The organism is Stygiolobus sp. CP850M, assembly GCF_037389425.1.
Taxonomy (GTDB): Archaea; Thermoproteota; Thermoprotei_A; order Sulfolobales; family Sulfolobaceae; genus Stygiolobus.
The window spans coordinates 1-25,477 of the sequence record NZ_JBBHKR010000019.1 but is presented as its reverse complement, the minus strand read 5'-3'; the positions used below and the strand labels follow the sequence as shown (position 1 = coordinate 25,477).

General features: G+C 35.3%; 28 protein-coding genes and 4 pseudogenes. 16 read left to right on the top strand and 16 right to left on the bottom strand.

Going from position 1 to position 25,477, the window contains the following annotated elements; translation table 11 throughout:
* The 5 genes from WIW89_RS00890 to WIW89_RS00870 all read right to left on the bottom strand — a co-directional run.
* A partial coding sequence (locus tag WIW89_RS00890) for an HAD family hydrolase (protein WP_337719406.1) occupies positions 1-592 on the bottom strand: 592 nt, incomplete at its 3' end.
* A 418-nt stretch (positions 593-1,010) separates the two neighbouring features.
* On the bottom strand, positions 1,011-1,724 hold the full coding sequence (locus tag WIW89_RS00885; RefSeq protein WP_337719405.1) for a hypothetical protein: 714 nt from the start codon (positions 1,722-1,724) through the stop codon (positions 1,011-1,013).
* A gap of 675 nt (positions 1,725-2,399) precedes the next feature.
* Positions 2,400-3,011 (bottom strand): helix-turn-helix domain-containing protein, encoded by a 612-nt coding sequence (locus WIW89_RS00880; protein WP_337719404.1) that lies wholly within the window; start codon positions 3,009-3,011, stop codon positions 2,400-2,402.
* 17 nt (positions 3,012-3,028) lie between these two features.
* Positions 3,029-3,373, bottom strand: coding sequence for a DUF488 domain-containing protein (locus WIW89_RS00875; RefSeq protein ID WP_337719403.1), 345 nt, complete (start codon positions 3,371-3,373; stop codon positions 3,029-3,031).
* Positions 3,374-3,903: 530 nt separating this feature from the next.
* Positions 3,904-4,383 carry a PaREP1 family protein gene (locus tag WIW89_RS00870; RefSeq protein WP_337719402.1) on the bottom strand — a complete coding sequence of 160 codons (480 nt, stop codon included), beginning with the start codon at positions 4,381-4,383 and terminating at the stop codon, positions 3,904-3,906.
* Positions 4,384-4,575: 192 nt separating this feature from the next.
* Between WIW89_RS00870 and WIW89_RS00865 the strand changes: the two are divergent.
* Positions 4,576-4,713 (top strand): annotated as a pseudogene (locus WIW89_RS00865) (PaREP1 family protein); the annotation flags it as partial.
* On the opposite strand, the gene WIW89_RS13545 reads toward WIW89_RS00865, so the two are convergent.
* From WIW89_RS13545 to WIW89_RS00850, 4 genes are all read right to left on the bottom strand, one after another.
* Complete coding sequence (locus WIW89_RS13545) at positions 4,709-4,852, bottom strand: PaREP1 family protein (protein WP_443294901.1); 144 nt, start codon at positions 4,850-4,852, stop codon at positions 4,709-4,711. The pseudogene WIW89_RS00865 and the gene WIW89_RS13545 overlap by 5 nt on opposite strands.
* Positions 4,849-5,232: a type II toxin-antitoxin system VapC family toxin gene (locus WIW89_RS00860; protein ID WP_337702622.1), complete on the bottom strand. Its 384-nt coding sequence runs from the start codon at positions 5,230-5,232 to the stop codon at positions 4,849-4,851. The genes WIW89_RS13545 and WIW89_RS00860 overlap by 4 nt, the downstream gene beginning before the upstream one ends.
* Positions 5,219-5,491 (bottom strand): hypothetical protein, encoded by a 273-nt coding sequence (locus tag WIW89_RS00855; protein WP_337702620.1) that lies wholly within the window; start codon positions 5,489-5,491, stop codon positions 5,219-5,221. The genes WIW89_RS00860 and WIW89_RS00855 overlap by 14 nt, the downstream gene beginning before the upstream one ends.
* A 500-nt stretch (positions 5,492-5,991) precedes the next feature.
* A complete protein-coding gene (locus WIW89_RS00850; protein WP_337719401.1) occupies positions 5,992-6,396 on the bottom strand; it encodes a DUF3093 domain-containing protein in 405 nt (134 codons plus the stop codon).
* Between the two features lie 713 nt (positions 6,397-7,109).
* Between WIW89_RS00850 and WIW89_RS00845 the strand changes: the two genes are divergently transcribed.
* Positions 7,110-8,327 carry an ATP-binding protein gene (locus WIW89_RS00845; RefSeq protein WP_337719400.1) on the top strand — a complete coding sequence of 406 codons (1,218 nt, stop codon included), beginning with the start codon at positions 7,110-7,112 and terminating at the stop codon, positions 8,325-8,327.
* A gap of 497 nt (positions 8,328-8,824) precedes the next feature.
* A pseudogene (locus WIW89_RS00840) lies at positions 8,825-9,371 on the top strand (PaREP1 family protein).
* 302 nt (positions 9,372-9,673) lie between these two features.
* Here the strand turns inward: WIW89_RS00840 and WIW89_RS00835 are convergent.
* Both WIW89_RS00835 and WIW89_RS00830 read right to left on the bottom strand, forming a co-directional pair.
* The gene (locus WIW89_RS00835; protein WP_337719399.1) at positions 9,674-10,066 is read right to left on the bottom strand and encodes a type II toxin-antitoxin system VapC family toxin; all 393 of its coding nucleotides are present in this window, start codon (positions 10,064-10,066) and stop codon (positions 9,674-9,676) included.
* The gene (locus tag WIW89_RS00830; protein ID WP_337719408.1) at positions 10,056-10,289 is read right to left on the bottom strand and encodes an AbrB family transcriptional regulator; all 234 of its coding nucleotides are present in this window, start codon (positions 10,287-10,289) and stop codon (positions 10,056-10,058) included. Before WIW89_RS00830 ends, WIW89_RS00835 begins: the two co-directional genes overlap by 11 nt.
* A gap of 101 nt (positions 10,290-10,390) precedes the next feature.
* Here WIW89_RS00830 and WIW89_RS00825 point away from each other — a divergent pair, with 101 nt between their 5' ends.
* The gene (locus WIW89_RS00825; protein ID WP_337719398.1) at positions 10,391-11,092 is read left to right on the top strand and encodes an IS6 family transposase; all 702 of its coding nucleotides are present in this window, start codon (positions 10,391-10,393) and stop codon (positions 11,090-11,092) included.
* A gap of 634 nt (positions 11,093-11,726) precedes the next feature.
* On the opposite strand, the gene WIW89_RS00820 is transcribed toward WIW89_RS00825, so the two are convergent.
* Positions 11,727-12,602, bottom strand: coding sequence for a hypothetical protein (locus WIW89_RS00820; protein WP_337719397.1), 876 nt, complete (start codon positions 12,600-12,602; stop codon positions 11,727-11,729).
* Between the two features lie 253 nt (positions 12,603-12,855).
* Between WIW89_RS00820 and WIW89_RS00815 the strand changes: the two genes are divergently transcribed.
* From WIW89_RS00815 to WIW89_RS00790, 6 genes and pseudogenes are all read left to right on the top strand, one after another.
* Positions 12,856-13,329, top strand: a complete 474-nt coding sequence (locus WIW89_RS00815) for a PaREP1 family protein (protein WP_337719396.1) — start codon at positions 12,856-12,858, stop codon at positions 13,327-13,329.
* Between the two features lie 161 nt (positions 13,330-13,490).
* A complete protein-coding gene (locus WIW89_RS00810; protein WP_337719395.1) occupies positions 13,491-13,859 on the top strand; it encodes a HEPN domain-containing protein in 369 nt (122 codons plus the stop codon).
* Positions 13,840-14,184 (top strand): nucleotidyltransferase domain-containing protein, encoded by a 345-nt coding sequence (locus WIW89_RS00805; protein WP_337719394.1) that lies wholly within the window; start codon positions 13,840-13,842, stop codon positions 14,182-14,184. Before WIW89_RS00810 ends, WIW89_RS00805 begins: the two co-directional genes overlap by 20 nt.
* Positions 14,185-15,162: 978 nt before the next feature.
* Positions 15,163-15,405, top strand: a complete 243-nt coding sequence (locus tag WIW89_RS00800) for a hypothetical protein (protein WP_337708076.1) — start codon at positions 15,163-15,165, stop codon at positions 15,403-15,405.
* Entirely contained in the window at positions 15,398-15,832 is a 435-nt protein-coding gene (locus tag WIW89_RS00795) for a type II toxin-antitoxin system VapC family toxin (RefSeq protein WP_337719393.1), read from the top strand. The genes WIW89_RS00800 and WIW89_RS00795 overlap by 8 nt, the downstream gene beginning before the upstream one ends.
* 199 nt (positions 15,833-16,031) lie before the next feature.
* Positions 16,032-16,446, top strand: a pseudogene (locus tag WIW89_RS00790) (plasma-membrane proton-efflux P-type ATPase); the annotation flags it as partial.
* 705 nt (positions 16,447-17,151) lie between these two features.
* On the opposite strand, the gene WIW89_RS00785 reads toward WIW89_RS00790, so the two are convergent.
* Positions 17,152-17,661 carry a hypothetical protein gene (locus tag WIW89_RS00785; RefSeq protein ID WP_337719392.1) on the bottom strand — a complete coding sequence of 170 codons (510 nt, stop codon included), beginning with the start codon at positions 17,659-17,661 and terminating at the stop codon, positions 17,152-17,154.
* Positions 17,662-17,869: 208 nt separating this feature from the next.
* Here WIW89_RS00785 and WIW89_RS00780 point away from each other — a divergent pair, with 208 nt between their 5' ends.
* The 6 genes from WIW89_RS00780 (at position 17,870) to WIW89_RS00755 (ending at position 20,668) form a co-directional block, all read left to right on the top strand.
* Positions 17,870-18,373, top strand: a complete 504-nt coding sequence (locus WIW89_RS00780; protein WP_337719391.1) for a nucleotidyltransferase domain-containing protein — start codon at positions 17,870-17,872, stop codon at positions 18,371-18,373.
* On the top strand, positions 18,366-18,782 hold the full coding sequence (locus tag WIW89_RS00775) for a HEPN domain-containing protein (protein WP_337719390.1): 417 nt from the start codon (positions 18,366-18,368) through the stop codon (positions 18,780-18,782). The genes WIW89_RS00780 and WIW89_RS00775 overlap by 8 nt, the downstream gene beginning before the upstream one ends.
* 57 nt (positions 18,783-18,839) lie before the next feature.
* Positions 18,840-19,088, top strand: a complete 249-nt coding sequence (locus WIW89_RS00770) for a hypothetical protein (RefSeq protein WP_337719389.1) — start codon at positions 18,840-18,842, stop codon at positions 19,086-19,088.
* Between the two features lie 458 nt (positions 19,089-19,546).
* Positions 19,547-19,804, top strand: a complete 258-nt coding sequence (locus WIW89_RS00765; protein WP_337719388.1) for a hypothetical protein — start codon at positions 19,547-19,549, stop codon at positions 19,802-19,804.
* A gap of 254 nt (positions 19,805-20,058) precedes the next feature.
* Positions 20,059-20,280 (top strand): type II toxin-antitoxin system VapB family antitoxin, encoded by a 222-nt coding sequence (vapB, locus tag WIW89_RS00760; protein ID WP_337719387.1) that lies wholly within the window; start codon positions 20,059-20,061, stop codon positions 20,278-20,280.
* Between the two features lie 10 nt (positions 20,281-20,290).
* A complete protein-coding gene (locus tag WIW89_RS00755; protein WP_337719386.1) occupies positions 20,291-20,668 on the top strand; it encodes a type II toxin-antitoxin system VapC family toxin in 378 nt (125 codons plus the stop codon).
* A gap of 415 nt (positions 20,669-21,083) precedes the next feature.
* Here WIW89_RS00755 and cmr3 read toward each other — a convergent pair whose 3' ends face one another.
* From cmr3 to WIW89_RS00740, 3 genes and pseudogenes are all read right to left on the bottom strand, one after another.
* Positions 21,084-22,070: a type III-B CRISPR module-associated protein Cmr3 gene (gene cmr3, locus WIW89_RS00750; RefSeq protein WP_337719385.1), complete on the bottom strand. Its 987-nt coding sequence runs from the start codon at positions 22,068-22,070 to the stop codon at positions 21,084-21,086.
* Positions 22,070-25,210 carry a type III-B CRISPR-associated protein Cas10/Cmr2 gene (cas10, locus tag WIW89_RS00745; RefSeq protein ID WP_337719384.1) on the bottom strand — a complete coding sequence of 1,047 codons (3,141 nt, stop codon included), beginning with the start codon at positions 25,208-25,210 and terminating at the stop codon, positions 22,070-22,072. Before cas10 ends, cmr3 begins: the two co-directional genes overlap by 1 nt.
* 1 nt (position 25,211) lies before the next feature.
* Positions 25,212-25,477: pseudogene (locus WIW89_RS00740) on the bottom strand (type III-B CRISPR module RAMP protein Cmr6); the annotation flags it as partial.

The following is a 25,477-nucleotide window of genomic DNA, read 5'->3' as shown; positions in this document are numbered from 1 at the left end:
CGAAATCGTAAAAACCAAATCTGTTTAGCAAGACCCCTCTGAGTCCACTCCTCTCAGCCCCCGCATAATCCATTTCCATTATATCACCCACATGGTATATCGGGATTCCTACTCTCCTAGTGACTATACTGAATATCTTAGGGTTTGGTTTCACTAACCCCACTTCAAAAGAAAAGATTGTGTGAGTAAAGTACTTGTTCAAACCCAATTCTTCGACTACTTTTTTAGCCCTAGGCGTAGCGTTAGACACCAGAACAATTTTGTATCCCTTACTCTTAGCCCACTCTAAGAAATCCTCCGCGTCCTCTAAGAGGAAATATTCGTCTCCTCTCTTAATCCCATTAATTTCCATTATCAGTTTTTCATCAGTGGGCTTTATGCCCAGTTCGTAGAGGAAATCCCTTACATCGAAGGGGTTAACTCCGTTTTCGTCGGGAAAATTGTGTTTAGCCATTACTTTTACATAAGCTCTATAGACTTTCCTCAGCGAGAATGTATAACCGTGGTCCTTAAGGATTTCATATATAAGTTCATACCGTCTCGGCGTAAAGGAGACTAATGTGTCCCCTAAGTCTACGCTAATGACTGTCACGACAAATATTAGCTCTCGTAGCTTATAAATTCTTTGATGAAAAGTATATAAAGTAATATATAGTCTGTATAAAATCTTTAAGGGTAAAACTCCTTGTCGTCAACCAGTTACCACCTCTCCTTTTAATCTATCATTCTTATTGTTGTTAGTTTTAACTATAATACAAGTGATCGATGTTTAATTTTCCTTTGATTTAATTATGTCATTGTTTCAACATTATAAAATATTGAGATAAAGTATTTTTATTTCTACCGTGTCAATATTTATTATGGATTAACTTGGGACTAATTCCCTTGTTTTACGGAGAGGAGATTCTCACATGTTTTGTGCATCATCTATTTTGTCTTTAACTGTTTTAAGGGTAGAAAGGTACCTATTTCACGTATTCGAATGGTATTACAATATTCGTGCTTACTGATTAATAGTGAAGAAGTGACAACAAGGACAATAATATTAATAAGACCACAAAGATCACATCCCTTTTAGAACCCTTCCTACCGAGAAGTGTTATTTCTTTAGGTGATTTTAACTTTTCTCCGGGTCTTAAAAACCTCGTTGAAGGTTCTATCAACGACACAAGTAATAGGGGAGTGTTTAAGCTAATCAAAGTAAGTATTACTAACGATAATATCCAAGATGCTTGGACTATAGATTTATCGAGTCTCCGATAAGGTATCTTATATTCTACGTATAGGGCCCCCTCGAATATATATAATATCCAATAAATATCGGGTATAAGAAACTGGTTGCCCTCAAATAAAGCCCAAACTAGGGACAATGAGACTACAAATGTCGTGCCAAGAACGTTTCCCCACAACGTATTTTTATTAAAATAGAAAGTCAATGTTACTATTAATAACACTATTGGTACAATTATATACATTATTACATTATTAATTTCAATAAAAATGTAGGGAATTGCAGCTAAAAGTATTAACAGTATATCCTTATAGTCAATCTTTAAAGTCATGATTTTAGGTTGTAAGTGCTCAAGTATAGGCAGAGTATATGCTATTACTGGGATCAACAGTAGAGCTCTGGTTACGTTAACTCCAAAGAATGGAATTAATGAAACTACATAAGACAAGATTCCTACAAAGTATAAGGCGTGATTTCTCACTCTCATTTTCATTTAATCACCTGCTTTAAGTAAGTATTAAAAAACAATAGAATTACACACCTTGGAAAGATGTAGATAATAGGAAAACCGGTAATGATAATCCGTGAACGTATGTAGACTTTTACCCACTGTTCTAAATTTAATATCAAACACGAAACATGAGGAGGTCTAATTAAGACCCTCTTCTGAAGAGCATTAATAACTGATGGGACGAGTTCCTCGCGAGATATCGAATTGCACACGGATCCAACTGTGATGACTTCCATACAACATCCTTTATAACGGGGGCATTTTAATAAAACATACCTAATGTTTTAGGCTATCCAAACCATAAATAGACGGGAGTTATACATAGCATTTCAATCAACTCCTAGACACCATAAAATTTTAGCCATAAAACGCATGTAGACTCTCGAATACCCCCTTAGTAAAACCCCCAGGGGTTTTACATAATGTTCAGAGGGTATCAAAATTCCTCATATACTTAGCCAATAAAACTCCCCATAACTTCTTGATACGATTTCTTCTTTGCCTCCTTCCCATAGTAATTCTGTCACTTGTTCAGCCCGTAGTATTATTTCTCGTAATAGAGACCTGAGTAATTTACATAGTCATGTTAGGAAAGGATTGTTAAGTACGTATAATAATAGATGATTTTTTAGTTAATGTCATCATTTTTCAATTATATCAGTGTTTATCCAAATAATACTTTACAACTTTTCTAAGAGCTCTCCTTAATATCTCCTCTAAAGTCGGAGCACTTATTCCCAACTTATCCGCTAATTGAGATAATGTAATACCCCTTTCGTCATTAAAATAGCCTAGCTTGTATGCTAATTGGAGAATTTCCATCTGCCTCTTAGTTAGTTCTGCGCTAGATATCTCCGAGACGTTCAAGACTGTTACTTTTACTCCTTCTTTCGATAATTTGGTTAAAAATTCTTTAAATGATGAGCTAGCAGGTACAAGTAAAGTGTAGAGTAAAGTCCTTTCTTTTAGTACTTTTATTTTTTCTACGACTACATCAGAAGTATAAAGTATCCTGCATACTGCACATCCACTAGTTCTCACCCATACTTTAGTTTCACTGAGTTTTAGCACTTTAACGCTATTTGACTTTAATTTTAGGACTTCATTCTTCCCTATCTCCTTTTCGAAACTAACTATATGATCCGTAGTCTGTTCTCCTAACTTAACGTTCTCCACACTCGCCTTAAGTCCCGTTAATGATATTACATTCATTACTTCACAAGGGTGATCCTCTACTAGTAGTGTTACTTCAAAGGGGGTTCTATACATGACCTATAGAATGGACTTCAAACCTTTAATACCTTCTCTAAATACTCTTTTAACGCCACCGCATTATTGTAGGGAGATTTTGAGGCATAAAGTAAGGTTACATTATTCCCCTTTTTAATTAACTGTAAGAGTATTTCAACCTTAGGATTTCTACTGAGTTCCTCAAAGTACCTCCTTTTAAACTCCTCCCATTTATCAGGTTCGTGATTATACCATCTCCTTAGTTCATCACTAGGGGCTACGTCCTTGAGCCAAACGTCTATTTGGCTTCTCCTGATACCTCTAGGCCACAACCTGCCTACTAAAATCCTTATTCCATCATCCTTTTCTAAAGGATCGTAAACTCTCTTAACTTTTATCATGATATGAGTGTTTTGCTCTCTCCATAATAAAAATAAGGAGGCTAATAGGTTAGGTATATCGATTTTAAAGTACACCACCGTTGATCTTTATCCTATCCCATTTCATTTCCTTTATTTTTTTAACTTTCAGACAAGTTTACTAAATTTAAGGTATTTACAGCACCTTTAGACTCATCTTCCAATCATGTACTATTATTACCTTCAACTTCGTAAACATAAGCACTAGTTAATGGGTACTTAAATACTCACGGATAATCTAAGGGATTATGGTCTCTTAATGCAGTTTCACCTAGAGTAATTGTATCCAGGCATATAATGATGTGTGAATACTAGGTGTTTAAGCAACGAAACTACGTGAAATTTCGACGTAGTATTTCATCAACCCTACCAAGTACATTTTCATGACGTTACGAAAAATTAGCCTTAAGCTGGTACGAATCACGTTAATCTGACCAGTACTTGAAGAAATCAGGATTTAATCCCATGTAATTCAAGGAGATACATCCTTTGGGTATGCTCGACTTAGGAGGTCAAAGACTAATTGTTGGTAAGTTTTTTTCGCTTTCCTCTAGCATTTTTCTAACCTTTTCCACTCTCGGTATTATATCACTTACTGTAAGCTTAGCCTCATGAAAACCCCATACATAAAGTGAGTAACCAGCATCCCAGCCTGACAATACCCAGTCCCCCAATTTTTGGGAGAGCTTACTAGAAGCCGAGACAAGGAGATAAGTATACCACCTACCCTCCCTTAAGGTCTTTTGGTATTCCTCAAGGTTGAACTTCTCGGCTAAAGCTTTTATCAACTCTTCCGCGACTTTATAAGCCTTCTCAGAAGCCTGAATTGCGTCACCCTTATTTAAGTACTCCTCACATTCCCTCATATACCTTTTAGCTAGGTCAAGCCTAAGCCTTATCTCCTCTTTAGGGTCGTTCTTACTTATCAAGCTTATCAGTATATCTTCAACGTTAATTCCCATATCTTCTGCCTTCCTTATCAACTCCTCCATAAGAAATACTAGTTAACAATAGTTAAAAACCATTTGACCTAGAAAAGCTTAAGAGTCAATGTTCACGGAAACTCCGAGGGACATAGCCTAAACGATAATCGTGAGAAGTTTTTGTAGCCGACGTAATGAATCGTGAAACTCTTGTTGTGCAAATCGGTTAGGTATATTTTAGACCTTAACTACGTAATTTATATGATGGAAGAGTTGATAAAAAGAGCTGAAGAGATGGGGATTGATGCCGAGGATTTAATAATTACAGCGATGTCAAGGAAAGACCCTAAAGAGGGAATTAAGCTTAGACTTACCCTCGCTAGGAAATATATGGCTAAGGACGGGAGTAATTGAAGAGGGGCAAATCAAACTTCTCTGATAAGGCTTTAATAACTTCCTTAACGACCTTATATGCCTTTTCAGAAGCAGTATCGAATCGCCGTCTTAAGTTAAAGTGCCTTTTCTCGAACTCAGCTATTTCTTATTAATCTTTTCAAATGCTCTTGTTAGCGATTGATCAAAGGTCACTACCCTCTTAATTTTTAGCCTCTTCGAGAGGGACAAAGTGGTACAGTCAGTAAAACTTAATTCATCAAACTTGTTAAACAGTTCCCACGCTGTTTTAAAGTCCTCATCATTAACTCTTATCACGTCCAAGTTCTCCAAAATATTCTCACCTACCTCTTGAGCTATCCATGGCACCTTAGCCCTTAAAAACGTGACTACCTCGTCGAAGATATAATCTGAAATAACTAGCTTATCGTTGGCTATCTCGTCGAAGATCTTCAGGGCCTCTCTATGTCTGGAATCCCTCTTATTGTAAAAAGCTATTAGGAAACTCGTGTCAAGGATTATCATATATCACACTGTCGACGTCAATATTACTAGTATCAATACCCCAATCCTTTATAGCTTCCTTCATTTTCTCATAATTTTTCCTTTTGAAATTTTTCATCACATACTCAAAAAATGACTCCTTATTATCAATTGCAAAGGATATAAGGTAGTCTTGCAGTTCCTCCAAAGTCAGCTTAGTATTTGACTTCAGCAAAATCTCAGCCCTTAAATTTTCAAGGTCGAGCTTTGTCTTGTCTTTGACTTTTATTGTAGTTACCACGAGATAAAGTATACTTTTCTACTAAATATACTTTTCCACCTCTCTCTTGACTATGTTCGAGACCTTAGAAACACGTTCAGTGATGGCTCTGTTAGTGATATAGTTCCTCAAGATTCACTTTTATTTCTACAAGGTTAGAATTATTGATTGTAAACTAAGAGGAACTGACTTCCAACCCGGCTGTGAGTGTTTCTTTAACGATGGACTCCTAATTTCTTATCATAGGAAAAGTGGAGAAGGTCAGAGACTTTATCTCATTTAGATTAACCACTTTAATACCATCACGGTCGTTTTATATCAGCATAAACACTTAAGCTTACTACGAGAAACCTCGATAATCTCATTTAGGGCAATAGACGGATAAATAAACTAGGTTTACAAACATAATGATTATTCGACGTTCCCTTGCTTGTTAAAAAATCCAACTTTCGTTATTAATCGGGAGTACCTCTGAGCTAAGTCAACGTGTCGTAGTTAATATCTTAATTACCTCTTGAACTTCAGATCACACTCTCTTTATATCTTTTAAAAGTCTCTAAGACTTCTTTCCAGTTTTTCACATCCTCAATAGTCCTCTCCCCTCCTTCATAAACTATACTCAAATCCGCTGTAGAGTCACTAATCCTCAATACTCTTATCTCCCTTACTCTGTCTAAAGGTATCTTTAACCTACCTACCTCAACCCGTTCCGGTGTTATTCTGAAGTGTAGATAGGGGTATGACTTTACAGCTAGGATAATTGAGATTGACATTAAAGCTGCAGCTAATACACCAAATAAGAGTATTTTATTCAAGAAAATCCCGACATCAACCAAAACGTACCCGAGCCAAAAGATAATTTGTATGTAGAGGAATAACTTATCTCCTTTCTTAGTATGTATCCCCAACATTAGCGGGGCTTTCATAATTAATATTTTGAAAAGGTGAAATATAAGCTTTGTCTATATCCAGTTCTCTCATTCGATAATGAAGGCTGGTGATAATTTCGCCAATTAAGTACAAATTGTATAAATAGATTAGGATCGAGTTTCGTTTTCAATCTGAACAGTGTTTACATGTTAACTAAAATAACAGTCATTACTTTAAAAACATATAAAAAATTGCTGAGAATCTGAGTACTCAAATGATGCAACTACGAAACCAACTATTATCGCACGGTACCTTAATGAATGGTCATGGAGTAGGTTCTCTATATTTGAGGGAGTATTCTGAGGCTGGGAGAATCATTACTCCTTCGGTGATATTTTCCGTGGCCTTTTCCAAATCTTTTTTCCGGAGAAACGAAGTGTGAGAGTCTCCTTAGAACAGAAGATAAATTTTATCTCTCTCCTTACATTGTCATTAATTCATAGCCAATGATGTTAACTGTCCCATTTCGTTAATCCTACAATGGTCTGCTACCAAGTCTTAACCCATTAACCTCTCTAAATAAGCCTTCCATACGTGCGACGTAAGATTGGTAAATTGAATCCTGATACCTTCAACACTTTTTGTATTATAATCGATGTGTGCAGCTTTTATTCAATTTTTCTTGTTCACTATACTGCATAAGTAAAGTCTTAAGCTTGTTCACTATACTGCATAAGTTAATATAAAGTAGGGTGAGAATATACACGGGATGAGCGAGATAAAACAAGTCCTAGTAGACCAAAAAGTTAGGCTGGAAAGAAAATTTGAAAGGGAGAGAATAATAGAGAGGGACGTACCGGATTTAAAAAAGTACCTCAACCATCCGAACATTTTAGCTATCCTTGGCGTTAGGAGGAGCGGGAAATCTACACTGGCTGAAATGCTCTTGAGGAACGAGGACTTCGGTTACGTTAACTTTGACGACGATAGGTTAGCAGGGATAAAGGTCGAAGACTTACACAAGCTGGAGAAAGCCATATACGAACTCTTCGGAGATGTGAATTACTTCCTCTTTGATGAAATACACAACGTCGAGGGGTGGGAACTATTCGTGAACAGGTTAAGGGAGGATGGGAAAAAGGTAATCGTAACCGGGAGTAATTCCAAGATGCTTTCTGGCGAACTGTCAACAGCCCTAACAGGAAGGCATACTGACTTTGTATTATTCCCGTTCTCTTTTTCTGAGTACTTGAGGTTTAAGGGTGTCAAAATCGAGGAAATCGGAGGAGTATTTACGACTCCCTCAGAGGGTTTGATAAAGAGGGAATTAGAAAACTACATCAAAGTGGGCGGGTTTCCGGAAGTGTTAAAGATCTCTGAGGACCTTGTCTTTTCTATTTTCTCAGATATAGTCTACAAGGACGTCGTCCAGAGGTTGAAAATTAAGAGGGTAGAAATGTTCAAAGCTTTCGCGGTAAATGTCATAAAGTACTACTCTAATGAGATTTCGCTGTCGAGACTGTCTAAAACGTTGAAGCTGAGCAACAATACCGTTGAGGAGTGGTTTAACGGTCTCATCAACGCTTACGTGATACTCACCTCAGAGAGGTTTACCGCAAAGCCCAGAGAGGGGATGACTTCACCAAAAAAGGTTTACGTAGTTGACCCAAGTTTCATATCTGCGATAGCGTTAGATAACTCAACGGGTAGGATAATGGAGAACTTAGTAGCAATTCATTTGGTAAGGAACGGTGGAAAGCTGTTTTATTTGAAGGGTGATAATTATGAAATAGACTTTGTGACAGGGGATAAAGCTATTCAAGTTACTTACGCTTCTGGGAGGGACGAAATACCTAAGAGGGAAATTGAGGGGTTGATTAAGGTAAAGGCGAGGGAAAAAGTCGTTATAACCTGGGACTACGAAGACGAGATAGGGGAAGTAAAGTTCATCCCCATATGGAAGTTTTTATTAAGACAAAAAGGATGATTATCAAGAGATTAAAATAGACCACTGCTCGTCTCTACCTTCCTTGTGGTAGTAGTTTAGACTTAAGGAATGCTTTAGTTAGCTGTACGCAGAAAGCAGAGAAGCTTATATAAAAAATAAAAGGTTAACCTAAGAATTTTTCCGTCCCGATATTTTATTTTTCATCTAATTTCTCTATTCCTTCATCAATTTCCTCCTTCTTTATGACTAAAGGTGTAGAAGTAACTAGCCATGAAGAAGGTACGGTCACTCAAATAGTTCTATTCAAGGCTTATCCCGGAAAACGAAAGGGAATGTAGGACTCCTAATTCACACCTGCTGAAGTCTCTTTCAATAGACTATACCCAAAGTCTAAAAGAAATTATATATTAGAGTGAAAGTTGAGTTTGATTTAGATCGTTTTTTATTATTTCGAGCATCTAGGCAAAAATAACTAAAAGTCTCTGATCATAAACGTCAGTAAAACGTATTATTAGGAGAATCAGAGTAATAATATTGTGTACGAGGTATTAGATTACAAAGAAAATCCCAAATCTTATATCCACATGAAAGTTATGGAAAGTTTAGTCGAAAGTAGGTTGGCGTTAGAAATGTTGAAAAGAGGGCTTTTAACTAACGCGTCGTCTAAGGCTTTTATCTCCACAAAGGCATTTATAAGTGCTTTAATTGTAAAGGATTTTGATAAAATAATTCAGAACAAGCCTGAAAAGGAAAAAGAATGGTATGAGAGAATAGGTTATTCTTCCTCAACAACGGGTCTTATAGGAGTTTCATATGATCTTGAAAAATTAGGCTATAATGTAAGTTTAGTAGTAAGAATAGGCCCTATCTTTACATTCTTTTTCATATAACGGTTTTGACCCCAATTTAGTTAATTATAAAGATAAAGAAGAGGTTGAGAAGGATATAAAAAACGTAGTACAGTTTGTCATTGACAATGCTAAGAAGTATTTTAATGATTTTTGGAATGAAGAATTGGAAAAAGAATGGGAAAACCTAGTGAACGTGTCTAAAGACCAGTATGGCCATAGCCCAAGGCTGTAGGGTGACAGGTGTCTATTATGTAAGCCTTTGATCAGCCTTTTCTTCCTTTCATTAATTCTCAGTACGTTTAATACTCTACATCATTATCTTCACTAGTTCCTGAGATAAATCCGTAAAGTAAAATCACCCTTGTAACATTTCGTTTTCCCTTAACTCTCTTAACAAACGAAAATTCTTTTACGAGCTAACTTATCCTTAGACTAAAACCCAGCGAAATTCTGGATCGTGTACTCCTCTTGCTGTAGAGAACTGCAGAAGGCCTAGGCCAGTTAACCTATTTATAAATTAAGAATCTTCATTGACTAAAATTCAGCCTTTACTTTCTTTTTTAACTCGCTATCACTAGATATGATTTCAAGCCCGTTTTCTAATGCAGTCGTAACGTGGATCGAATCTTCTAGATCTATATCATATCTTTTAACGTTATCCATAATTTTACTCCATTCCGGCAATTCTAAGTATTCTATTCCTAGGCTCTCCAGTGCTTCATTTATTGTTTTGATAAAATCGTAATCCTTTAATGGCCTACCAAGTATTTTAGCTGATACGACGGTCAATAAAAACGGAGTCACAACAGAAGTATATTTATAGTCTTCCACGCTTAACCAATTTTTTGCTCTTTCGCCGTAAGTTTTATCTCCGGTAAGGTAATATACAAACACATTTACGTCAAAATATTTTCCCTTATTTGTCATTTAATAATACCTCTGCTAGTGCTTTATTCAATATCTCATCTATGTCTTCATTTCCTATATCCTTCTTAAATATACCATAATACTTGTTAACATCTAATACCACGGGCTCCAGTATAATTTTTCCATCTTCTATTTTTAATTTAAGTCTCTTGCTTTTTAATAATTCTCTAACTTCTTTAGGTATCGTTATTCTACCTCCAGTGTGGACAACAATTTTGTTAATTTAATATAATTTTATTCAACAATCTTTTCTCGTTCTGTAAGAAATTGTTTTCGCGTAATACTATTTAAGGGTGAGCACGGGGTTTTTATCTTGGTGAGCACATGGGAATCAAGTGGAAAGTTCCCGTGCTCACCCAAATTGTATTATTGTTATTTGAGTATATTAATGTTAAGCCAAGGTTTTACACTAGAGAGCAAGTAGCCCAAGCGTTGGCAGAATACTTGTGTGGTTTGTCCTCTTGGAGGGTTAGTTTACCGCATTCTACACTCTTGTACTATTTTAGGAGGTTGAGTTATGTTAGGTATGTTGTTTCTTTGAGTGGGGTTTATGCTGTTGATGAGACTAAGGTTTTGAGTGTTAAGGGGGATTATTACTTGTGGATTGTTAGGGATGTTAAGACTAGGGCTGTGCCTTTCTTCATGGTGAGGAGTGCTAGGAGTGGTGTTCACGTGCTAGTAATTCTCACTGCAATGAGGGGCATGGAGGAGTTAGCTAGTAAGTATTTCAAGAGGGTGGACGAGGTAATTTACTTGCACGATGGTGCTTCAATATACAACGCTTTCACTTGGCTTAACGTGAATCACAAGAGGGTAACGTTCGGAAAAAGGGACTATGCGGAACAAGGTTTTAGGAGTGTCAAACATAGGCTTTCACCAATGGACAAACACTTCCCTTGGAACTCTAACGCAAAGACGATCGAGAGATGGTTCGCAACCTATTTCCTTTTCTATAACATCCTTTACTGCCCGGTGTATTTGTTAGATAAGGGGGTGATAATAAATGTAAATATTTCAAATGAGTGAAAATGTTGTCCACACTCTCTACCTCTATCGTCAATCTTTAGTATAAACTCCTTCTTCATATTTACCCCAAACGAAACCCACTAATATAAGTTTTACCCGAAGGGTTTTGCAGGTCTCTTTATCAAAGCTAATGATGAAAAGATATGTACGAAAACACAAGTAGTTTATTGTCTAGAAATTACACTGCTTTTAAATTAACGCTTAATTTTAATGGAAATTAATGAGTAATCCACAAAACATCTGAAAACTACTTACGGAATCTTCGATTTTCTTACAAAAATTACGAGCTTTACAGTAGGTGGGACGCTACACATAATAGCTTACACCACTTTAACGCCGTCACCTATCCCTTTCAATCCCTTTTGGGATGCAACAGTCGATAGGGTTAGGAATCACCGGTTTAGCAGTATCCCTTTCCTAACTCATCTACATTCCCAACATTTTACGTTCTTTCAGAGAGTATTTTGTAGCGTTATCTAAGCTTGGAACTCTACGATTCATTAAAGGTCTACGGAAACTGGCGACTGTATATAGGTGATACCATAGCTAACTGGTTTACCCTTCAAAGGATATTGTGTGTTTTATCGGATTAATAAAACAATTATGAGTTGAAAAGGCATAACTTCTTAATCGGTTAAATAAGTCTAGGAGTATATGAAATACCTATAACATACAGGCAGTACTCCTCACCGTTAATCCATACGTTTATCTCCATTGGTATCACCGCGGTGGAATTTCCAGTGCTGTTCAATCCAAGGTTATTCAATATCTCTTGCGAATTTACCACTTCATAGGTGAAATTACCTAGAAAAATGACTTTCGAAATGATTCCGTTTATTTCAACTTGTGATACGTTAGGTGGTAATATTGCGTAAATTGTATTATTTTTGCCAAAAACATAATCTCCTAAAGGTATACTAACATTAAAAGGTAAGCATATTGTAGTGTTTGTAAGAGAGGAATTAATTAAGAGTTTATATTCTCCTGGCGGTAATACTACTAAATGTGAGAATGCAAATGGAGAAAATATTGAGAAGTTCATGTTGCAAACGTAATATATCATATACTTAAACCAAATCGTCTCACCAGGGTAAAACGTGAAGTTTATTACTGCAACGATTGGGAAGAATACTCCTGAAGGAAACAACGCGTAAGTTTTTCCGTTGTTAAAGTTTAATATTTTTATGGTGAATGGAACTGCCGGGAGGGAGGATCCAGTAATTGTGGAATTAGGTGAAAACAGGCTGATAGTATGTATTACAATGGGTTTTTGACCAACGTTAGTAAAGTTTACGAAGACATAGTATTCTCCATCAAATCCCAAGGACACTTTCTCCTCTATTCCATTACGAGTAATTACTAAGGGCTGTGTTTCCGTAGCCTTCGCAGTTGTAGTAGTACTTAAACTCTTCTGTATACTCTTTTCCGTCTTAATACCTATATAAAAAAAGAATAGAGAAGCTAAAATTACAAGAGTTAAAGCAATTAACGCTATAATTGTTTTACGCATAAAGGCAAGTAACTCTGGGTTATTATAAACCTTTTCGAAAGAAGAGGAAAGGCATCACTTCATTATCTAGAGAGACTCATTAATAGCATCGTAATTCTGGTTAACTATAACGTTGCCCGTAGTTTGCCAAATAAGAGCTAGGTGACCAAGAGGCATGGATATGGTTATACTTTTAAACTTTCCGCTTTATTAACCCTTCCTCTGTAAGTTTGACATTCTGTAGTTTTTTAATCTCTTTGGGAGATTTTAACTTATGGGGGAGGTAATAAGGTGGGCTGAGGAAAAGGGCATTGACGTCGAGGAGTTAATACTTTCAGCTTTGTCCCGTGTCGACCTTAAAGAGAGCATAAAGTTGAGAATTGAGTTGGCTGAGAAATATATGGCTGAAGCCTTTAAGTATTTAGATAAGTGTGATGCGGTTCAAGCTTCTGAAAAGGCTTATAAAGCAGCAGAAGAGGTAGTTAAGGCCCTTTCAGAGAAGTTTAATTTACATGAGCACCAGCAAGCCGTTAAGGAGGGTAGGTGGTATACTTATACGCTCGGTAATGCTTCAAGTACTATATCAACTAAGCTGGGTAATTGGGTATTAGACGGATGGAGTAGTGTGTATTTCCTCCACGTGTGGGGCTTTCATGAAGCTAAGTTAACGACTTCTGATATCACCTCATATTTAAATAGAGTTAAGGAAATGTTGGAAGAGGCTAAGAGGGTTTTAAACGAGAAGTAATGGGTTACAAGAATCGAATTCAGAAAACTCTTGTGATTTAGAGGATTTCTCGCATGAACCTAATGACGAGTTAAAAACAAATTTCGTATGATTTATAAAAAATTGTTATCCACATCCTAAATAGGATAATGATTTATAAGTCCTATACAGTTTTATAAATTATGGAGTTCTTAAAAAATAATGCACTGGATTTCTTAAATTACGCCAAGCTTCTACTACGTGATGGTAGGTATAATTTGGCATTATTTTCATTAGAGCAGGCGTTACAGCTAGGTCTAAAATACTACATTTCCAAATTAACGGGTTCTTTCCCAAAAACGCATGACATAGTAGACTTATTGAAGAGAATTATAGAGCTTACGGAGAACAAGAAGCTTAAAGAGGTCTTAAACGCAGAAATCTCTACCTTAGATTTGTTAAAACAAGCTTATATTGCCTCAAGATATTTACCTACTAATTACGATAAAGAGGCTGTTGAAAAAGCGTTAAAAGTTGTAGAGGTGATATTTAATGAGCTGGGAATATCTTAAAAGGAAGTGGGATAAGAGGAAAGAATTCCTTAATAACGCTAGGCGTTACGTGAAGTTAATTAAAGAGGTCTGCGTTAAAAAGGTGGATCCCGAGTGTAGGGTAATACTTTTCGGCTCTGTTGCAAGGGGGGATTATAGAGATGATAGTGATGTAGACGTGCTAATAATCACTGATAGGGCTAAAAGCGTATGGGATAAAGTAAACATTGAGGTCATTATCGAGAGAGAATTAGACATAGGAGATCCATTCGAATTCCATATAGTAACAAAAAGTGAATATAGGAACTGGTACGAGAAATTCATAGACGTTTATGAGGAGTTTTAGTAAGTCTCGCGAATCCTATTCAACATAAAACCACCGTTGGAACCATCACACACGGTAAGTCAAATGACCTCCATAACTTAGGTAAATTGAAATATCAGAAACATTTACTATCAGTTGAAAATATTTTCTTATTGATTTTTAATACGCTCACGGAATGTAGCGGTGAGTACTTAAAATCGGTAAACATTGATGTAATACGCCTCCTACCTACAAATAAATAGAGATCGATTAATGTCTAGAATATGTCTACTCAAGATCACGCTCAACTATATATTTGCGAAAATTTTTGGTAGATTTATACATCATCCATTAGATGAACTTTTATGAAAGATAAGATTATTTTTTCCATAAATGTTATAAGATTTTCCTCCCTAACAGCAATATGGACCTATACTGGAATAGCTCTTTATGATTTTTATCATTTATCAACACTATTAGTTATTATATTTTTACTCTCTTGGTTATCCCATATTAGTAATATCCTACATTTTAGCTGGTCATTTAACTGACAGTATCGAGTCAAGAAATACTATTATAATCTCATTACTTTCAACTTCCACAGTATTATTTTTAGGCTTCTTTTTAACTAGTGGCATAGAAGGGATAATAATACTAAGTATTCAAGCATTCCTTAAAGTAATTCCCGTGCTCACCCTAAAAAGGTATTATCATCAATGTTCTATTAATAGAGCACAAACAATTCAAATAATTCATTTTAGGTTAACAAAATTATTGTCCACACTCATTTAAACTTTAAGTACTTCTTGTAGTAAAAACTTATGATAATGATATAAACGGCGTTTATTGTGAAAAGAATTCACAATTAATGCAGATTAATAGACATGATTTTTTATTAAATATTTTTATGTTTGATGAAAGAGGATTTAGGAAATTTAAACTAAGTTTCATGAGTGAAATTATTGCTCACTCTGAGTATTAAAGAGAAAAAGTTTAATACTAGGTATACAAAGTATACTTATGACTTACACCACAATTAAAGTTTCAGATGATGTAAAAAGGAAGTTAATGAAGATTGCCGGTGAACTTAAGGCAGAAAAAGGTGAAGACATTAGCCTGAATGAGGTATTAGAATTCCTTATCAAATTATATGAAAATAATAAGCAGAATAAGAAGACGTTAAACATGGCTGCATTCAACAACCTAATCACGGAAATGAATAAGGATTCCTCAGAAAAAATTGATGATGTAGTCTATGGATAAGCTTCTATTAGATACATCATACTTCATAGCTTATCTAAACAATAACGATGTGAATCATGAAAAGGCCTTAAAATTGTCTGAAAAAATAAAAGAGTATGAGGCTGTAATTACCGATTACATATTTGACGAGCTCATAACTTTCCTAATATATCACGTTAATAAAAACTATGCCGTTAAAGTAGCTAAACTGATCTTGGAAAAGGTGAAAGAAGGTGAATTAAACATATTCCTAATAGATTGGGAAGTGTTTGTTAATGCCCTAGATTACCTTGTTAAATACGAGAGGAAATTAAGTTTTACGGACTGTACTACACTTTCTTCGATGGATAAACTAAGTACACAGTTCTTGTTAAGTTTTGATAGAGATTTCGATAATATAAACCTTTTAAAGTCTGGGAAGAGAGTAATAAATATAAGGTACTTGTAAGGAGAATTAAACTTTCGTCATGACTAACAATTTTAATTTATTCACTTAGCTCATCACCACGCCTAAACTAGGGATTATGTACTTCCAGCCACTACATGGGGAGTTTCATTGTGCCTTCCTCCTCTTCACATAGACTTCATAGTGATATCCTCCGATTTAGTATTTACATAAAAATCCATTTTTTATACTTATAACTTAGAAACCAGAGAGATTAGATGCAGGAAAAATCGTTAAAGCCTCTCTTACATTGGCATTTTTAGTGATTATCGAGTCATTTTTCCACGCTATAGTTAGGGGATAATATATCGAAACTAAATGTTAATGAGATACATACTTTCATATTCGATATGTTAGTATTCAGCGGACAATTTACAGTATATATGGTTAGGGAAAGGAGAAGTATGTGGTCATCAAGGTCAATTAAATTCCTTCTCACTAGTAGTATAATAGATATAATATTTGTAATAATATTTGTAATATTAATTTCCACATTAGGGATTCTAGTAACTCCAATTCCTTTAGAAGACGTAATATTAATACTTGCAGTAACTTTTATCTTTACAGCTGTATTTGATCATGTAAAGAATATTTCATTTAAAACCGTAAATATATAACTATAGATCACGTGTAGTTTTATTAAGGAATAGAAATCCTTCCAACATGATATTATAGACTTTTTAATATTCATTTGGAATAAAAACGAAATTTACGTCTATGTTAAATGATTACAAATTTTAACTATCCTCCTGCTTTTTTCATAGTATCATAACCAGACTTTTTGGCAAACTCCCTATATTCTCTTTTGTTAGCATGAGTTATAACCCACCTTTAATCCACTTGCAGTTATTGTGAAAAAGGCTATAGAAAATTAGAGAACGGATAAGATTCTTGTTAAGGAAAAGTTATTTTCGATCAAGTATAAGTATATTAAGTATATGAAGATAAAGACATTTCTAGTTTATATTACAGATAAGAAAGTAATAAGATCTTGGAAGAAGAATAGAAATTATAGTATGTGACATTATTTAGGTCAGAATTCTATTTTAACATCATATTTCTATACAGTTTTGAGTATCTGGATCTGGATGTACTGTTACTAAAATTAACTCACTGCTCCTTTTAGCTATTACTTATCTTATTTTCGCACAAGATCTAAAGTGAAGAACTATTCTCCATCTTTCTGATTCGCCTAGACGTAAATTAGGAGTTTGAGGAATTCCTTTTCTAAAAATGTTAATACTTCATTACTTAAGGGATCTATTGGATCATTAAATTTACTTAAATACCGCTTAATATCTTCCAAATGTTTTTTAGCATGGTCAGATAAGATCAGCACTTTTTAATACTTTCTCATTATCCATTAAATCTTTTATCTCTATTTCTATCTTTAATGGTCTATAGAGCTTATCAAAGGAAAACACAACCTCTCCCTCAATGTGCGCCCAATGTTCGACATCACCTTTTGCCAAAAGCACTTCAACAAAACCGTTGTCATATTTTATTGACTTGCACTTCTTTTGACTTTCGTTAAAAATAGACTCATCAACACGTTCTTTTATCTCTATTTCTACCTTTAATGGTCTGTAGAGCTTATCAAAGGAAAACATAACCTCTCCCAAGAATTTTATAAAATAAATAATCTCACCTTCATTTAGATTTATTACGATTTTGCCTTTTTCTGACCTTACTTTTAGTTTAGCTCTAATCCTAGAAGCTTCATCAATTAGTTCTTGTGGAGATAAAGGAATATCGATAATAGGTTTATTATTAAGTAAGTATTTCGCATAATCCTCAAGGAATTCAGCATACCTCTCTAATGAATTACTCATAGATGAGTATTCTATTTTACGCTTAAAATCTTTAATGTAATAAATCCTCTCCCTTTATGGATATAAATTATTTCTTATACTAATGCTAATTAAATTGTATTTATTATCTATTTTGAAATAATATTTTTAACTGAAAATATTATTACTTAGTTACAAACTAGTCTCAAAAAGGGAATATTTTTTATTGTCACCATAACTATTATATCTCATGCAGGAACCTTACAAGAGCTTATTAGAAAAGCTTACTAAGCTTCTTCAGGAGGAGTTTCAAGACAAGCTCATTTCCGTAGTACTTTATGGTAGTATTGCAAGGGGGGATAATAGGAAGGACAGCGATATAGATTTACTACTTGTTATAAAAGATTTGCCTAAAACTATAACTGAAAGGGTAATCCTCTTTGATAAGGTTGAAAGGAAGCTTGACGACGATATTATGAGGCTTATGGACGAGGGATATTACGTGACTTTCTCTCCTATTCTCAAAACTCCCGAAGAGGCTATGAGGTTTTCTCCTATTTACATGGACATGACTGAGGACGCAATAATTCTTTATGATAGAAACGGATTCTTTAGAAAGGTTCTGGAAAAAACTAAGAAGCGACTGAAGGAATTGGGCTTTGAGAGAGTTTGGCTATCTAAAAAGTCTTGGTATTGGAGGAAGAGGGATTACAAATTTGGAGAAATAATCGACTTCGGTGACGTGCTTGAATAATTACGATTTAGCTAAATCGTATATTAGACAAGCAGAGGAAAGAATTAAGCATGCTAAGGAAGCATTAAATGAAGGAAACTATCCTTATACTGTCAGGCAATGCCAAGAAGCAGTAGAACTCCTCCTTAAAGCAGCACTTAGGCATATAGGCGTAGAACCTCCGAAACTTCACGACGTAGGGCCTCTCCTTAGGAAAGAGAGGAATAAATTCCCCGCATGGTTCCAAGAGAAGATAGATGAGTTTGCATATTATTCCAGAGTTTTAAGAAGTGAAAGAGAACCAGCAATTCACGGAGACGAAGAAACTGGAACACCGCCAGAAGAATTATATTCAAAATTTGATGCTGAAAACGCAACAAAGATGTGCGATACTATTCATGAATTTGTAAAGAAATTAATAGTACAATGATATAACGATGATATTCACACAAAAGTACCTCTGGATTGAAATTATTTACCTAGAGAGTTGGGCTTTTCTAAAGGAGAGAAAGCAGCTGCGTCACAAGTTAAGGTAATTGTAGAGCATTTGAATGAAGGTAATATGTACTTTACTTCTGTCCCTAGAATTAAGTGTTCTCGTAAAAACTACATTTGTCGTTTAACTGCAATGAGGGAGGCCGGATATCAATTGCTCTTTAAAGGCTATCGCGGAAAAAATGCTCCATTGGTTAACGAGCAGTTGCAGTATAAAGAGTATTACGAGCTTTACAAGTAGTTAACGATACCTAGGCGTGAGGGGCAGGACGGGGGGATAAGGGCTAGAGGTTGAATACAAATTCATGAAACCTCAATGAAAGTCAGACCCTTCTGCACTTTCTACATCCATCTTAACTACTGAAAATTTTCTCAATGACTCAACTGTTGTACTCTACACTTCAATTTTTTCTTCTCCCTCTTAGATGCTGTTCCTTGATAATGTCGTCATTAACCCATTACCACACTCATAGTGGCTAAGGATATTGATTTTTAAAAGTAGCTGGCGAGTTTAAGGAACGGAAAGTCGCTTTAATTACTTAGTTTTTATTATACCGTCTTTTAGGTGTCAGTACACGAAATACTTTAAAGAGGGAAAGGAAATATTTTGTATATTTTCTATTTAGACTTCTTTTTCTATCAAGTTTTACTGAGTATTTTCTAGGAAGTACTGAAGGAGTAGTTGACCTAGGTACTATTATGAGGAACTTTTCCTTTGAAGTCAAAGAGGGGAAATTTCTGCTGAAAGGAGTTGGGTGGTCTTCGATCGTGGCGGAGTGCGACCAAAAGAAGCTAGAGGGGTTAGTAAATAAGATAGTTTCCTCAACTTTCCTTGAGCTGTTAGGCTGTAAATTCGAGGACGAGAATGGAAATTCCGTTAGTTTGGGGAAACAGCTCTTTTTAGCCCTCAGGGACGAGAGACTTTATTGTAAGCACTGGAAGGGGAATAGGGGTTAGGAATAGTGATAGGTATTGTTTAGCTTTCATTTAGATGAGAGAAGCGAGGTTACGCCCCTTGAATCCCCGGTATTGTTTAGCTTTCATTTAGATAAAGTTGTCCCTCCATTAGCCTTATTTAGATTAGGAATATCCTAAGACAAGCTTAGGCAAGACAACTCTGAACTACAGACACTATCTAGTAAAGAGATTTTGACGCTTAATATTAAATGCAGTGGAGAGGTTTTTATATCTACGTATACGTAAGATATATTATGAAAGTCGTATACAGTTTAAGAATAGACAAAGAATTAAGGGAGGAGATGGAAAAATACAATGTGAAATGGAACGAGGAAATAGAGAAATTTATAAGGGAAAAAATAGAGGAATTGAAAAAAGAAGAAGCTATGAAGAAATTACACGAAGTAATCTCCTCCTTGCCTGAAACTGAGCCCGTTGGTGTAAGATTGGTGAGGGAAGATAGGGATAATAATTGACGCTTCAATATTGGTTAAGATAATTACTAAGGAACTTGGCTGGGAAAAGTTAGAGGAATTGTTAAGAGGAGGAGAAACGTTAGATCTAGCCCTAGTTGAGGTTTCTAACGCTATATGGAAGAAGACTGTGCTACTAGGTATGATGAAGTACGAAGACTCCATAATTGCTTTAAAGGCTGTTAAAGAACTCTTACCTCAGTTATTAGTTGTTCATGAAAGTGTAGATTTCCTTCAGAGAGCAATGGAAATCTCTTTAAAGGAAAAAATACCGATCTATGATTCGCTCTACATTGCACTTGCAGAAAATAAAGGAGAAAAATTAATAACTGGAGATAAAAAGCAGCATGACGTTGCTATTAAGTACGTTAAAGTAGAATTTTACACGTGAAATAGTGTTATTCAGTGGTAAAAGAGAGATTGAGCGTAAGAGGAGGTAAAGCGTATACCTAATGACTTTATAATGATTTTATGTAGTTCGTTTCCACGAACTTTCGATCATCTTTTTACGTTGTAGTCTTATGTTAAATTATGATTCTCATATTCTAAACTTACACAAACCAAGAGGTCTTCTACGTTGTCTACTCCACAGTATTTTTAACTGACATAATAGTAACCTACAGAATTAGAAAGTAGAAAGCCAAAGTCGAAGAGAGGGAATATTTTACCTTTGAAGAGGTAAAGGAGTCACGAGAAAACGTGAGCAAAGGAGATTGGGGATAGTAGATATATGAAAGACGAAGTTCTCTTTAACGTTTCAAATAGTTTATTACTTTATAAATTCACTATAGTAAATATGCGCTCTATTAATAGATGTTAACTTTCCCAAGTTTTAACTTATTTAAAGGCGTAATAGTATTATATCCTATTTTCTGATACTTTTTAAACCTATGATCTTCTTTTTTCTGACACTTTTCATACCTATCATCTCCTTTAAACGCTTCAAGAAAATCCTTCTTAATTACGCTACCTTCCAGAACTGCAGTTATCATCTCCTTTCTCCTTTTTCTTGAAATATCAAATCCTAAGGTTATCTTGTCTACTTTACCCATAGCGACGTATTTTGCGACGTTATCCAGAAAATCATCGAGACTATCGTCAGGGATTAAAATTGGGGATAAGGCTAAATAGTAATCCTCGTTAACACCCTCACTAATAACGTCATCAGAATTTACAACCTCAATCTTTACTACCCTACTTTCTCCTCCAAAATTGATCACTTTTCCGTTCATTTCGTCACTTTTATCGGAGTCCGTGAAGACTGCATACGCTATGTTTCTCTCCTTGAAAGAAATATACCTTGCCGTATAAAGATAATGCTCTTTAACGGTCCTCGTTTGCTTATCAATACTTATTCCTATTCTATCCTGAGAGCCTATGAGCTTAAACAGAATGTTCTTTTCATAAAATATATCATAAATCCCTTTCTCCCATTTTTCGTACTCTTCTCCTCCCTTCAGTAATTCAGGTAAACTCAAGAGAGTTTCTTGCTTAACTAATGCAAACAAGTTGCCCATCCTTAGGGGGAATAAATATTCACCATCTGCTTCTATTAAAGTTCCATAAATAGTCATGTTACCCAGCAGATGTACCACGTTATTAAGCCAATCATTATTAGATGGTGGAGTGCCGTTAAATAAGATGTAGCCAAATAATCCTGCAATTGTTGAAGGTCTGGGGATTATTAACGACTGTGCTGAAGTATGAGAACCCGTGATTAAGGGCTCGAACTCACCTTGGCTCCTAAACATTAAAGGTTCTAAAGGTTTAATTAGAACTTTCTTTACAACCACTATTTCTCACCTCCGTAAATTATTCTAAGAGTATAGACAATATTAGAAACGAGATCTTTTGGAATATTTATTAGATTATCAGACACACTAAAGGCAACGTCGAAAAATTCCTTATCAAACTCAACCGTTATCTCTTTCTTCTTCTGCGAGTTCCTCTTAATCCAATATTTTAATATACTATCCGCTATTTGGTGGCCATCACTATTGTCCGATGAGATTAAATCCTTATAATTTTCATAATCATAAAGTAACGAAGTGGAGATCTTTTCTTTATCTATCTTTTCCTTCAAATCCGATATTAAGTCCAAGATAGAGGCTATAGAGCTGAAATCCGATATCGAGGACACTATAGGCCTCTTTAACGATAAGGGAATTACTGAGGTCAAGCCTTGATATCTAAATATCGCGACGTCTTTCTTAACGTATTTGAATTCGCCTTCATACTTTGCTTTATACTTTATCATCTCTTTTCCTTCCTCGAGAAGATTATAAGAATCATTAACGACCATAGATAGTGGGTCTGCATAATGAGCTATAATAACTGAGTATGACCTCCCCACTACTGGCAACGAAGGATAATAAGCTTTATTAAACCTTACAAAGCCGTTTTCTAAGCACATATTGCCTAACTTCTCATTATAACTCCCTGCAAAAGCCCTCCTGCTTTCCTTAACAAAGTTTAGGACTTCTCCCACCGGCAACATTGCGAGCAAATCGTCTCCTCCGGCGTATATTACAAACCCCTTGTGTTTGTTTATCAAATTCAATTCTGCTAATAATCCTCTGTTAAGAGCAGCAGAAATTGAAACGTGCCACGCAGGAGTAACTATGATTCTTCCCACTTTGAATATTTCAGTGAAATATTCTTTGCTAGCTCTAAATTGTTCATAGCATTTGCCAGGGTCTTTAATGCAGTTATGCATTATCCTGCTAGCTTTAGTGTAATCATTATCTTCTAAGAGAGAAGTGATGATAGAACTTACATAGCTAGTTATTTTCCCGCTCCCAGCTTTTATTAGATAAAATTTAAGAATTTTATTAATTTCGTCTTTCTTTTCGCCTATATTTGCATAATCTCCAGAATCGATAATCCCAGACAAATATGGCGTAAGTTTACCCTCAAATAAATCGCCTAGGTAATCACTATCCGCCCTAACTAAACCATAATAAGGAGAAGGAAAAGCAATTTCATGACGCTTAAATAATGATCTATAATAAGACCGCCTATCTTCATTAAACCAATGATTCTCAGGGTCTAGGCTTAAATTTATTCCTTTGTCCTTATTTTTATTAAACCAATCCCACATGGAGATTCTATTTTTATCACTATCACCACAAAAATCTTGTATAGGACCTTCTTCCTTACATATTTCATCTTTCTTTTCAATTAACTTCTCAAGAATATCAATTGAGGCAATGTCGCTGGTGGACGGAATTTCGATCTCCTTCTGATCGTTCAGAATTTCATTGACAATTTCATTAATATCGTATAGGTCTCCCAAAAGTAATACTCTCAATAATCTCGGTTCAGTTCCTAAGGCTCTCTTTACCAAACACCAAGGACATAACCTTTCTCCAGGTGAAATTAAGCTCCTTAATTTCTTAGCGTCATTCTCGTCCTTAGCTAAGCCCATTTTTACTGCTTTTTCCTCAAATCCTTCCTCTGATGGCATTATAACTACTGCAGGCAAAACACCGCAAGAAGTGCAGAATTCGTAACCTCTCTTCGATTTCTCGCCAAACTGAGGTAGATTTCCATCTTTAGTGAGCCAAAAGAGCTTTAGGTGAGATTCTGGAGCTACCTTGATTAGCTTATCCTTCTTAAATTCGCTAACTAATTGGCGATATTTTTTATCATAAACCTTCCAAGAATCTGGAGAAAGCTTATTGCTGCCAAAAATTTCCCCTTTTTCTACGCTGACTTGCCTTACACGTATTTTCAAAGGAGGAATATATACAATATCCATAGTTTTCGTCAATACATTATATACTAAATTCAAGAAGCTATCTTCTTTTCTTAAACTAGAGTACAGTTTTAACGCGTTGATGAGCTTCTTCCATGCTTTATCAAATTTATCGTTTATTACTGATACAAAGTAATTGCTATCTTTACTGGTAATTGAAGTATATCCATCTCCCTCTCTCTTAAACCCTGGCAAAATTAACGTAACTCTCCCGGGGATTATAGGATATGGAGGAATTCTCATCTTTTCAAAGAGTTCATCACCATTAAATATGTACCTAGTTACCAGATCCTTAATCTCATTAATTACATTCTCGTCTATTCTTTCTCTCCTTAATTTCTCTAGGACATAGAAAGCATAGAACTGATTGAACCTTAACGACGGGAATATAACTACATCGGGTCCGTATTCCTCTATAAACCACGTTAAAACGTACCAGAGGAGTGAAGAGACTAGATAACTTGAAATCCATAAATCTCTGGTCTTCCTTCCCTTGCTTATGAAGTCTACTACTCCTACAGTATCTATACCCAGCAAATAGGCTTTCCTTTTATTTCCTCCTTGACCTTTAAACGTTAATATCCAATTCATCATTGCAGCAGTTGCATATAAATGATCGAAAATTGTGTGAGTAGGGTTTCTAGTTTCTGGCGGTCCAGTAGAATACTGTAAATCTATCCAAAGAAGTTCATAAATTAGGTAAAAAATTTGATACGGCAACATTAGATTAGGAGTTAATTTTGAGAGTAGTTTTATTAAAGAGTTAATAAATTGTTGACCGTAATCCCCTTTAGAAAATAATGGAAAACATAAATTGCTTATATTTAAACATAAACTAGGCTGTAATAAATTCTTTAAATATATATTATTCTCTCTAAATAAGCTAGTTTCACCATATACTATACTACCTAAGTATCTATCAATAGAAGATGCCAGTCTGTCCGCTCTCTTAACATACGTATCCTTAACATAGTTATCTACTAAACTATCTATCTTTGGAAAGACACATGATAAATTTGAGGCTATTATATGCGCCTCATCTTCATGGCCTATATATAAATGATGACCCTCACTTATTATTCTAGGCTTATTAGGTGGATCATGTAAGATAGCCGCAACTTTATATTTAACAAATTCATTTACACCAATTTTTGATGAACTACTCTTTTTCGGCATCTTACCTCACAACCTCCACTTTTGTTAATTCAAATAATGAATATCCAACAGAAGATCTAGCGCCTATACCTTTCATAATAACTAAGGGTAATGTGTCACAAATTGGTTTTCCAACATCTTCCCGTTTGTAGTATATTAAAAAGCGGAAAGTCACTTTAGGAGCTATAGTTAAATGTATAACTGGCGTTGGTTGTGCATCAGCCTCAGACTTCTTCTTATTATAATGAGGTGTAATTACGTCTGGTACAAATAAGAAATTCTCAGACC